This is a genomic window from Streptomyces sp. WM4235 (assembly GCF_001279725.1).
GTDB lineage: Bacteria > Actinomycetota > Actinomycetes > Streptomycetales > Streptomycetaceae > Streptomyces.
Window position 1 is genome coordinate 77236 of sequence record NZ_LGDE01000001.1, and the last position, 11351, is coordinate 88586.

General features: G+C 73.3%; 8 protein-coding genes. 4 read left to right on the forward strand and 4 right to left on the reverse strand.

Annotation, left to right across the window (positions count from 1 at the left end):
- Window positions 1-100: 100 nt before the first annotated feature.
- The 3 genes from ADK55_RS00355 (at window position 101) to ADK55_RS00365 (ending at window position 6166) form a co-directional block, all read left to right on the forward strand.
- Window positions 101-3988, forward strand: coding sequence for an ABC transporter ATP-binding protein (locus tag ADK55_RS00355; RefSeq protein ID WP_053674757.1), 3888 nt, complete (start codon window positions 101-103; stop codon window positions 3986-3988).
- A gap of 233 nt (window positions 3989-4221) precedes the next feature.
- Window positions 4222-4623: a hypothetical protein gene (locus ADK55_RS00360; protein ID WP_063839414.1), complete on the forward strand. Its 402-nt coding sequence runs from the start codon at window positions 4222-4224 to the stop codon at window positions 4621-4623.
- A 109-nt stretch (window positions 4624-4732) separates the two neighbouring features.
- Window positions 4733-6166, forward strand: a complete 1434-nt coding sequence (locus ADK55_RS00365; protein ID WP_053674761.1) for a S28 family serine protease — start codon at window positions 4733-4735, stop codon at window positions 6164-6166.
- Window positions 6167-6208: 42 nt separating this feature from the next.
- Here the strand turns inward: ADK55_RS00365 and ADK55_RS00370 are convergent, their stop codons facing one another.
- Window positions 6209-8032 carry a glycoside hydrolase family 3 protein gene (locus tag ADK55_RS00370; RefSeq protein WP_053674763.1) on the reverse strand — a complete coding sequence of 608 codons (1824 nt, stop codon included), beginning with the start codon at window positions 8030-8032 and terminating at the stop codon, window positions 6209-6211.
- Between the two features lie 98 nt (window positions 8033-8130).
- Window positions 8131-9054, reverse strand: coding sequence for a LysR family transcriptional regulator (locus ADK55_RS00375; RefSeq protein ID WP_053674764.1), 924 nt, complete (start codon window positions 9052-9054; stop codon window positions 8131-8133).
- Between the two features lie 106 nt (window positions 9055-9160).
- On the opposite strand from ADK55_RS00375, the gene ADK55_RS00380 reads away from it, so the two are divergent.
- A complete protein-coding gene (locus ADK55_RS00380; RefSeq protein WP_053674766.1) occupies window positions 9161-10096 on the forward strand; it encodes an EamA family transporter in 936 nt (311 codons plus the stop codon).
- Here ADK55_RS00380 and ADK55_RS00385 read toward each other — a convergent pair.
- Together ADK55_RS00385 and ADK55_RS00390 are read right to left on the reverse strand one after the other, a co-directional pair.
- Window positions 10047-10577, reverse strand: a complete 531-nt coding sequence (locus ADK55_RS00385; RefSeq protein WP_053674768.1) for a GNAT family N-acetyltransferase — start codon at window positions 10575-10577, stop codon at window positions 10047-10049. The genes ADK55_RS00380 and ADK55_RS00385 overlap by 50 nt on opposite strands.
- A gap of 108 nt (window positions 10578-10685) precedes the next feature.
- The gene (locus tag ADK55_RS00390; RefSeq protein ID WP_053674769.1) at window positions 10686-11222 is read right to left on the reverse strand and encodes a DUF937 domain-containing protein; all 537 of its coding nucleotides are present in this window, start codon (window positions 11220-11222) and stop codon (window positions 10686-10688) included.
- Between the last annotated feature and the right edge of the window lie 129 nt (window positions 11223-11351).

Here is an 11351-nt window from a genome sequence, read left to right on the forward strand (position 1 = left end):
TGCCGTCCCCGGACGGGAGTGCGATTGTTGCGGCGGGATGAAATCCGCCGGTCGGCGCGTTGGGTGAGGCGGCAGGAACGAACCAACGGGGAGGCACCACGTGGCGGCGGCGCAGACGGCGGCAGGGGAGAAACAGGGCTGGGGCAGGAGGCTGGCCGCCTACACCTGGCGGTACCGGCTCAATGTGCTGCTCGCGCTCGGGTCCTCGCTGGGCGGCATGGCCGTCATGGCGCTCGTGCCACTGGTGACCAAGATCATCCTCGACGACGTCATAGGTGACAAGAGCCGGCCCATGGGCCCGTGGGCGGGGATGCTCATAGGCGCGGCCGCGCTCGTGTACGTGATGACGTACATACGCAGGTACTACGGCGGCCGGCTCGCGCTCGACGTGCAGCACGACCTGCGCACCGACATGTACGACGCGATCACCCGCCTCGACGGCCGCCGTCAGGACGAGCTGTCGACCGGCCAGGTCATCGGTCGCGCCACCAGCGACCTCCAGCTCATCCAGGGCCTGCTGTTCATGCTGCCCATGACCATCGGGAACTTCCTGCTCTTCGGGATATCCCTGGGCATCATGCTGTGGCTGTCGCCGCTGCTGACCCTGGTCGCCCTGCTCATGGCCCCCGTGCTGTGGTTCATCGCCAAGCGCAGCCGCAAGAAGCTCTTCCCCGCCACCTGGTACGCGCAGGCCCAGGCAGCCGCGGTCGCCGGTGTCGTCGACGGGGCCGTGACCGGCGTCCGCGTCGTCAAGGGCTTCGGGCAGGAGGAGCAGGAGACCGGCAAGCTCCGCGAAGCCGGCCGCAGGCTGTTCGGCGGACGGATGCGGGCCATCCGGCTCAACTCGCGCTACACCCCGGCCCTCCAGGCCGTGCCCGCGCTCGGGCAGGTCGCCATCCTGGCCCTCGGCGGCTGGATGGCCACCAAGGGGCAGGTCACCCTCGGCACGTTCGTCGCCTTCTCCACCTACCTCGCGCAGCTCGTCGGTCCTGTCCGCATGCTCGCCATGGTCCTCACCGTCGGCCAGCAGGCCCGCGCCGGCGCCGAGCGCGTCTTCGAGCTCATCGACACCGAGCCCGTGATCCGCGAGGGAGAGCGGGAGCTGCCCGCCGACGCCCCCGCCACCGTGGAGTTCGAGGACGTCGCCTTCGGCTACGACCCGGCGCGCCCGGTGCTCGACGGGTTCTCGCTCGCCATCCGGGAAGGAGAGACCGTCGCCCTCGTCGGCGCCTCCGGAAGCGGCAAGTCCACCGTCTCGCTGCTGCTGCCGCGCTTCTACGACGCCGACCGCGGCACCATCCGCGTCGGCGGGCACGACGTCCGCGACCTGACCTACGACTCGCTGCGCGGCGCGATCGGCCTGGTGCCCGAGGATTCGTTCCTGTTCTCCGACACCCTCCGCGCCAACATCTCCTACGGGCGCCCCGACGCCACCGACGCGCAGATCGAGGCCGCCGCGCTGGCCGCGCAGGCCGACGGGTTCATCCGGGAGCTGCCCGCCGGGTACGACACCACGGTCGGTGAACAGGGCCTCACCCTCTCCGGGGGGCAGCGCCAGCGCGTCGCGCTCGCCCGCGCCATCCTCACCGACCCCCGGCTGCTGCTCCTCGACGACGCGACGTCCGCCGTCGACGCCCGGGTCGAGCACGAGATCCACGAGGCGCTGCGGGCCGTGATGGCCGGCCGTACGACCCTGCTCATCGCCCACCGCCGGTCCACGCTCGCGCTGGCCGACCGGATCGCGGTACTGGATCGGGGCCGGCTCTCCGACATCGGCACGCACGAGGAGCTGGAGCGCCGCTCGCCCCTCTACCGCAGGCTGCTGACCGATCCCGAGGCCCTCGGCGGCGGTTCCCCGCGCATCCGCGAGACGCCCGCGATGACCGAGTTCGAACGCGACATCGAGTGCGGGATCGAGCGGGACGTCGAGCGGGACATCGAGCGCGACATCGATCGGGACATCGAGATCGAGGCGGAGATCGACTCGGAGCCCGTGAACGCCAAGCGCCGGGTCGCCGGCGGGATCACCCCCGAACTCTGGCAGCGCCAGGACGACGCCAAGGCGGCGGCCGGACCCGCCGCGGGCACGGGCCTGCGGGCCCCGGGAGCCGGGCATTCCATGGCCGGGGCGGTCGCCGGGATGCCCGCGACCCCCGAGTTGCTCGCGCAGGTGGCCGCGCTGCCGCCCGCCGACGACCTGCCCGCCGTGGACGAGACCCGGGCCGCGTCCGCCGAGGAGAGCTACGGTCTGCGCCGACTGCTCGGCGGCTTCTGGGCGCCGCTCGCCATCAGCCTCGGTCTGGTCGCGCTCGACGCGGGCGCGGGCCTGCTGCTGCCGATCCTGATCCGGCACGGCATCGACCAGGGCGTCGAGCAGGCCGCCCTGGGCGCGGTGTGGGTGGCGTCCGGGCTGGCCCTCCTGGTGGTCATCGGACAGTGGGCCGCGCAGTTCGCCGAGACCCGCATGACGGGGCGCACCGGCGAGCGCGTGCTGTACGCCCTGCGCGTCAAGATCTTCGCCCAGCTCCAGCGCCTCGGCCTCGACTACTACGAGCGCGAGCTGACCGGCAAGATCATGACGCGGATGACCACAGACGTCGACGCGCTGTCCACGTTCCTCCAGACCGGGCTCGTCACCGCCGTCGTCTCCGTCTTCACCTTCCTCGGCATCCTGGTGGCCCTCCTCGTCCTCGACGTCGAGCTGGCCCTGATCGTCTTCGCCACCCTGCCCGTGCTGGTCGTCGGCACGATCGTGTTCCGCCGCAAGTCGGTCGCCGCGTACGAGCTGGCCCGCGACCGGGTCAGCAGCGTCAACGCCGACCTCCAGGAGTCCGTGGCGGGGCTCCGCATCGTCCAGGCGTTCCGGCGCGAGCACGACGGCGCGGCCCGGTTCGCCGAGCGCAGCGACGCGTACCGCCAGGCCCGGGTGCGCGGCCAGTGGCTGATATCGGTCTACTTCCCGTTCGTGCAGCTGCTGTCCTCGGGCGCCGCCGCGGCCGTGCTGATCGCCGGCGCGGGCCGGGTGGAGGCGGCCACGCTCACCACCGGCGCGCTCGTCGCCTACCTGCTCTACATCGACCTGTTCTTCGCCCCCGTCCAGCAGCTCTCCCAGGTGTTCGACGGGTACCAGCAGGCCACCGTCTCCCTGGGCCGGATCCAGGACCTGCTGCGCGAGCCCACCACCACTCCGCGTCCGGCGGATCCGCGCGCGCTGCCCCGGCTTCGGGGCGAGGTCGCCTTCGAGGACGTCCACTTCGCCTACGGGGCCGCCGAGGAGCGGGGGGCGAAGGGCGACGCGTTGGCCGGGATCACCCTGCGGATACCCGCCGGGCAGACCGTCGCCTTCGTGGGCGAGACCGGGGCGGGCAAGTCCACGCTGGTCAAGCTCGTGGCCCGGTTCTACGACCCGACCGGCGGCCGGGTCACCGCGGACGGCGTGGACCTGCGGGAGCTCGACCTGACGGAGTACCGCCACCGGCTCGGGGTCGTCCCCCAGGAGTCGTACCTCTTCCCGGGGACGGTCCGCGACGCCATCGCCTACGGGCGGGCCGAGGCGAGCGACGCCGACGTGGAGGCGGCGGCCCGCGCGGTCGGCGCCCACGACATGATCGCCACCCTCGACGGCGGCTACCTGCACACCGTCGCTGAACGGGGCCGCAACCTGTCGGCCGGTCAGCGCCAGCTGATCGCCCTGGCCCGCGCCGAACTCGTCGACCCGGACGTGCTGCTGCTCGACGAGGCCACCGCGGCCCTCGACCTGGCCACCGAGGCACAGGTCAACCTGGCGACGGAACGGCTCGCCGGCAAGCGCACCACGCTCGTCGTGGCGCACCGGTTGACCACGGCCGCCCGGGCCGACCGGGTCGTCGTCATGGACCGGGGCCGCGTCGTGGAGGACGGCACGCACGGTGAACTCCTGGCGCGGGGCGGTCGGTACGCCGAGCTCTGGCGGACCTTCGCGGGGGAGGACGAGCGGGCCGCGGCCTGACTCCCCGTCCGCTCCCCGACACCCCGCCCGCGTCCTGTCACGGGCCGCCGGCGCCGCGCTGCCGCCGACGTCGGCGGGGGCCCGCCGGCGCCTCTACAGCCGCCCCCGCACGCCCTGTTCGGGCACGAACCTGCCCCTTCGGGATGCCCTTGTGGGGTGCAACCATCCGGGGGGTCAGCGCGTCGTACGTACGTGCGTGCGCACGACGTGCGTCGGATCGGGGGACCAGCGTGATGCAGAAGCGAAGCAGGCGCGGCCGGACACGGACCGTGACCTTCGGGGTGTTCGGGGCGGCGCTGTGGCTGGGTGTCACAGGGGTCGTCGCGGCGCCCCCGGCGCAGGCGGCGACCGCCGGGTGCGGGGGGCAGCTGGTCAAGACCCTGCCCTTCTCGACGGGCGAGGTGCGGGTCTACAAGAGCCGTACCCAGGCCTGCGCGATCACGGTCGCCTCGCGGCCGGGCGAACGCCGGGAGATGGCGGTGAGCATCCAGCCGCGCGGCGGGGTGCCGGTGCGCGACGCCGGCCGATACACCCGGTACGCGGGCCCCGTCACCGTCGGCGCGATCAACCGCTGCGTGTTCGTCAAGGGGAGCGTGGGCGCCGGATCGACCTCTTCCGGCTGGATCCTGTGCTGACCGTGGCTTGATCACGACATTGCGGCCGATCGATCCAACCGGGTCTGTTCAGCGGCGTGTTGACCCCGCTAGGTTCACGGCGACCGAAGTGAACGCAAGGGGAGGGTGAATGCGCAAGACGCTCGGATGGCTGCTGTCGCTCGTGGTGCTCATCGGCACCATGGGCGCGGCCGGTGTCACGGCCCAGGCGGCCACCGCCGCGGGGCCGACCGCCGCCACGGACATCAAGGACCGGATCCTCGGCATCCCGGGGATGAGTCTGATCGAGGAGAAGCCGTACCCCGGGTACCGCTTCTTCGTACTCAACTACGAGCAGCCGGTCGACCACCGGAACCCGTCGAAGGGCACCTTCAAGCAGCGCCTCACCCTGCTGCACAAGGACACGTCCCGGCCCACGGTCTTCTTCACGTCCGGCTACAACGTCAACACCAACCCGCGCCGGAGCGAGCCGACGACCATAGTCGACGGCAACCAGGTGTCCCTGGAGTATCGATTCTTCACGCCCTCCCGGCCCGAGCCGGCCAACTGGGGCAACCTGGACATCTGGCAGGCCGCCAGCGACCAGCACCGCATCTTCACCGCCTTCAAGAAGATCTACAGCAAGAACTGGATCGCCACGGGCGGCAGCAAGGGCGGCATGACGGCCACGTACTACGAGCGTTTCTACCCGCGTGACATGGACGGCGTCGTCGCCTACGTCGCGCCGAACGACGTCAACAACAAGGAGGACTCGGCCTACGACCGGTTCTTCAACAAGGTCGGCACCAAGGAGTGCCGCGACAAGCTGAACAACGTGCAGCGCGAGGCGCTGATCCGCCGCGTTCCGCTGGAGGCCAAGTACGCCGCCGCCGCCACCGAGAACGGCTGGACCTTCACCACCGTCGGGAACCTCGACAAGGCCTACGAGGCCGTCGTGCTCGACTACAGCTGGGCGTTCTGGCAGTACAGCCTGCTGGCCGACTGCGCCGCGATCCCGACCGCCGCGACCGCCTCCGACCAGGAGATCTGGGACACGATCGACGCGATCTCGGGCTTCTCGGCCTACGCCGACCAGGGACTCGAGACGTACACGCCGTACTACTACCAGGCGGGTACCCAGCTCGGTTCGCCCGACATCAAGCAGCCGCACCTCAAGGGCCTGAGCCGCTACGGCTACCAGCCGCCGCGCAACTTCGTGCCCCGCGACATCCCGATGACCTTCCAGCCGGGGGCCATGACGGACGTGGACCGCTGGGTGCGCGACAACGCGAACCAGATGCTGTTCGTGTACGGGCAGAACGACCCGTGGGGCGCCGAGCCCTTCCACCTCGGGTACAAGGTCAAGGACAGCTACGTGATGATCGCGCCGGGCGCCAACCACGGGGCGAACGTCGCGCAGCTCCAGGAGGGCGAGAAGGCCCTCGCGACCGCGCGGATCCTGAAGTGGGCCGGGGTGGCCCCGGCCGCCGCGCTCGGCGACTCGGCGAAGGCGAAGCCGCTGGCCTCGCCGGACGCGCGGCTAGACCAGCGGGACCTGGAGCGCGAGCCGCAGCTGCGGCCGTAACCCTCCCGCAGGGTTCGGGGCCGCGGGCCGGCGTACGGGGACCTACCCGTACGTCAGCCCGTGGCCCAGCGGGTAGCGGCCCGGCACCGGGACCGGGAGACGGCCCTCGGGTCGCCGCCGGCCGGTGATCACCCGGGCCGCCGCCCGCATCTCCACGTCCGTCCAGCAGTACGTCGCCACCTCCGCCGCACACGTCGGCAGCCGGGCCGGGTCGTACGGATTGCGGATCGCCACCACGACCACGGGAACCCCGGTCGCGAGCAGTTCCGTCACCAGGGCGCGCTGCGGGCTCTCCCCCTCCGGGACGTTGTACGTGCACACGAGCACCGCCGCGTTGCCCGGAGCCGCCGCGACCGCGCGGCCCGGGGGAACCGTCGACGCCCGGCAGCCCAGGGCGGTCAGCTCCCGCGCCAGTACCTCCGTGGGAGGCCCGGTGGTACCCGAGGGGGACACCGGGTCCGTCCCCGTCACCAACAGCCGCGGCGCGAGCGCCGGGTCCAGGGGCAGCAACCGCACGGGATTGGCCAGCAGGGTCGTCGTACCGGCCGCGATCTCGTCGGCGGCGGCCAGGTGCGCGGGCGTGCCGACGGCGGCGTCCACCGCGCGGGCCGAGGTGTACGGGTTCTCGAACAACCCGCGGCGGGCCTTCAGTTCCAGGATCCGCAGGACCGATTCCTCGATCCGGGCCTCCGTCAACTCGCCCGACTCCACGGCCGCGAGCACGCTGCGGTGCGCGAGAGCGAGGTCGGGCGGGTTCAGCAGCTGATCGCAGCCCGCCCGGAGAGCCAGTACCGGGACCCGGTCGTCCCCGTACTTCTGGCGGACCCCGGCCATGTCGAGGGCGTCGGTGACCACCACCCCCCGGAAGCCGAGGCGTTCGCGCAGGATGCCCGTCACGATCGGCCGGGAGAGCGTCGCCGGATCCTCCGACGGGTCGAGCGCGGGGAAGACGATGTGCGCCGTCATGACGACGTCCACTCCCGCCTCGACCGCCGCGCGGAACGGGGGCTCGTCCAACTCCTCCCAGACGGCGCGGGTGTGCCGCATCACCGGGAGCCCGACGTGGCTGTCCGTCTCGGTGTCGCCGTGGCCGGGGAAGTGCTTCGCCGCCGCGGCCACCCCCGCCCCCTGGTAACCGCGGACCTGGGCGGCGACCAGGGCCGCCACCGCGCGCGGGTCGGAGCCGAAGGACCGTACGCCGATCACCGGGTTGGCCGGGTTGACGTTCACGTCGGCCACCGGTGCGTAGTCCTGCCGGACGCCCATCGCGGCCAGCTCCACGCCCGCGATCCGCGCGGCCCGGCGGGCCCGCGCGGCCGAACCCCCCGCGCCCAGCGCCATCGCCCCCGGCAACAGGGTCGCCGGCTTGCCGATCCGGGTGACGGCGCCGTGCTCCTGGTCCGTGGAGAGCAGCAGCGGGACGCGGGCCCCGGTGTCCGCGGCCGCCCGCTGGAGGCCGTTGGACAGGTCGGCGATCTGGTGCGGCGCACGGGTGTTGTGGGCCCAGGCGAAGTAGACGATCCCGCCGAGGTGGTAGCGGGCGACCAGTTCGGCCGCGGTGCGCACCCCGAAGAGCGTCAGGTTCTGCTCGGCGTCCGCCGGGTCCGGGTCGGTCGCCGAATGCCCGTACACCCGGGACACGAAGAGTTGGCCGACCTTCTCGGCAAGGCTCATCCCGGCCGCCAACCGGCGCAGCGCGGCCCGGTCGGGCCGATGCCCCCAGGGCCCGCCCGGGGCCTCTCCCGGGGCGCGTGGGTCGTCCGGGGCGCGGCGGGCCCCCGAGGCCGCGGAGGCGGCCCCGGAGGCCGTGACGGCAGCCAGGGCGGCCGCGGCGAGCAGGGACCGGCGGGAGGCGTGGTACGACACCCGCCGGACGCTACTGCGGGGGCGCGTCGGGGGAGTCCCGGACACTCGCGGAGTCCCCCGGACGGGGTGCGGCGGGCGCGGCCGGGCCGCCTCGCGCGTCAGGTCCCGGACTCCGGCCCCGGGGCCGCCGCGACCCAGTGCTCCCGGAGCGTGCGCACCGTCTCGGTGATGGCCGGGCGTCGGGCGGCCCCGGTCCGCCACAGGGCGTACAGCCTGCGTACCGGCCCCGGTTCGAGCCGGACGGCCACCGCCCCCGGCGGCAGCGCGCCGGTGCCCAGGCGCGGTACGACGGCCACGCCCAGTCCGGCGGCGACCAGCGCCACGATGGTGTGGTTCTCCTCGGCGACGTGCGCGATGTCCGGCTCGAACCCGGCGGTGCGCAGTGTCCGGGTCAACCAGTCGTGGCAGACCCGCCCCGGCGGCTGACACACCCACCGCTGTCCGCCCAGGTCCGCCCGCCGGATCACGGCCCGCGCGGTGAACGGGTGCCCGGCCGGCACCACCAGCTCGCAGGGGTCGTCCCCGATGACGGCCTGCTCGACGCCCTCGGGGGCCGGCAGCGGGGCGATGTCCCAGTCGTGCGCCACCGCCAGGTCGGTGACCCCGCGGGCCACCAGGTCCACCGAGAGGTGGGGGTCCACCTCCGTGAGGCGGACGTCCAGGGCCGGATGCCGGGCGGCCAGGTCGGCCAGCACCGCCGGCAGCAGGCCGCGCGCCGCCGAGGCGAAGGCGGCCACCGTCAGCAGCCCGCTCGGCTGCCCGCGCCGCTCCTCCAACGTGGTCTCGGCGCGCTCCACGATCGCCAGCAACTCCCGCGCGGTGTCCGCGAGGTGCCGGGCCTCCTCGGTGAGGGCGACCCCGCGGCCGCGTCGTTCCAGCAGCGTGGTGCGGGTCTCCCGTTCCAGCTTGGCGATCTGCTGGGAGACGGCCGAGGGGGTGTAGCCGAGTGCGGCCGCCGCGCCCGCGACCGAACCGTGGACGGAGACGGCGTGCAGGGCGCGCAGCCGGGCCAGATCGAGCATGGGCCCAGGGTAGCCCCGAGACCCCGACCATTCGTAAGCGATGCTTCATCCATCCCGGAAGAGATCCGCGCTGGTGCTACATGGTCCGGGGGTCGATGCTCGGATCATGCGTCCCGTACACACCGCACTCGCCGTTCTCGTCGCCGCCGTCTGGGGCTTCAACTTCGTCGTCATCGAGATCGGACTCGGCCACTTCCCGCCCCTGCTGCTCTCCGCCCTGCGCTTCCTCGTCGCCGCGCTGCCCGCCGTGTTCCTCGTCGGCCGGCCCAAGGTCGCCTGGAAGTGGGTCATCGGCGTCGGAGTGGCCCTCGGCATCGCCAAGTTCGGTCTCCTGTTCACCGGCATGGCCGCCGGGATGCCGGCCGGCCTCTCCTCCCTGGTCCTCCAGGTCCAGGCCGTCTTCACCGCCGTCCTCGCCACCGTCGTGCTGCGCGAGCGGCCCGGCCGGGTACGGCTGATCGGGATGCTCGTCGCGCTCGCAGGGATCGGCGTCGCCGCCGCCGACGGGGGCGCCTCCGGGCCGGTGCTCGGCTTCGTCCTGGTCGTCGCGGCCGCCGCCTGCTGGGGCGTGTCCAACGTGCTGACCCGCAAGGCCGCCCCGCCCGACGCGCTGAACTTCATGGTCTGGGTGTGCACCGTCCCGGTGCTGCCGCTGCTCGCGCTCTCGCTGCTGCTGGAGGGGCCCGAACGGGACCTGGCCGCGCTGCGCGCCCTGGACTGGTCCGGGGCGGCCGTCATCGGCTACGTCGCCTGGGTGTCGACGGTGTTCGGCTTCGGCGCCTGGGGCTACCTGCTGCGCCGCTACCCGGCCTCCTCGGTGGCGCCGTTCTCGCTGCTGGTGCCCGTGTTCGGAATGTCCTCGGCCGCGCTGGTCCTCGGCGAGTCCGTCTCCGGCCTGCGCTGGCTGGCCGCCGTGCTCCTCGTCGGCGGGGTCGGCCTGACCTCCCTGTCGCCCGCGCGGGCGAAGCCCCGTACGCCCGCCGCCGCGCCCCTCAGCGCGGTGGGTGCTCCCGGAGCGGCAGCCGCCAGTCCTGCCCCGTGAGCGCGACCCCGTACGAGCGGTGCGGCCGTTCGGCGACCAGGGTGAAACCGGCCCGCTGGTAGAGGGAACGGGCCGACTCCAGGACGTCGTTCGTCCACAGCACCAGCTCGTGGTAGCCGACCGAGCGGGCGAAGGCGACGACGGTGTCGACGAGGAGGGCGCCGACGCCGTGACCGCGCGCCTCGGGCTCGACCAGCAGCAGCCGCAGGCGCGCGGCGCCGGGCTGTCCGTCTTCGCGTACGCACATCACCGAGCCGACCGGCTCGCCGTCGAGTTCGGCGATCCAGACGCGCTCCACATAGGGGTCGTGGTCCTCGGCGAACCGCGCGACGACCCCGGCCACCAGGCCCTCGAACTCCTGGTTCCAGCCGTACTCGGCGGCGTACAGGGCGCCGTGCCGCGACACGATCCACCCCAACTCGCCGGGGACCGGCTCCCGTAGCCGAACCCGCGCGCGAGAGTGGTCACCAGGGGGCTCCATGGCGCCCGAGGATAGCGCGCGGAGCGGGCCGGGGGCACCGGGCCCGCCCCGCGAGGACGGCCCGGCACCGCCCGGCCCGCGCTGCTCCGTACGGGCGACCGGCGCCGCCTACTTCTTGCCGCCGCCCAGGATCTGCCCCAGCACGTCGCCGAGGCCACCGCCCGGCGCCGGCCCGGAACCCGCTTCCGCGGAACCCGGCGCCGCGCCGGGGGCCGGGGCCGCTCCCGTGCCCTTGTCGGCCGCCCGCTTGGCGAAGACCGCCAACAGCACCGGGATCAGCAGCTCGATGACCCGGGCGACGGTGGGCGCGGGGATGCCGGTCTTCTTCGAGACCGCGTTGGCCACCGGCTTGCTCACCTTGGCGAGGACGCCGGCCATCAGCCCGCCGCCGAGCAGCCCGCCGCCGAGGGTGGCCACGCCCTGCAACGGGGGTTCGGCCACTTCCGCGACGGCCTGGCGGACCTCGTCGCCGTCGTGGTCGTCGGCCTCGACCTTCTGCTGGAGGTCACCGGTCATCGCGCCGACCGTGGTCGCGATCGTGTCGCGCGCGCCCGCCGCGTCGGTGCCGAGGAGGCCCGCGATCTCGGTGAGCCTGTCGTCGTCGAGCTCATTGAGCACGTCGTCCTGGAAAGAGGGTTCGCTCATGCCTGAAACGCTACGTCTGAGGTGATTGCGTGGCATCTCGGATCGCACTCGCGTACGGCTCGGGTAATGGAGAGGCAAAGACGTGGATCGCCGTGCAACCCCCGACGGGTGTGGTGGGTCGTATGGTGC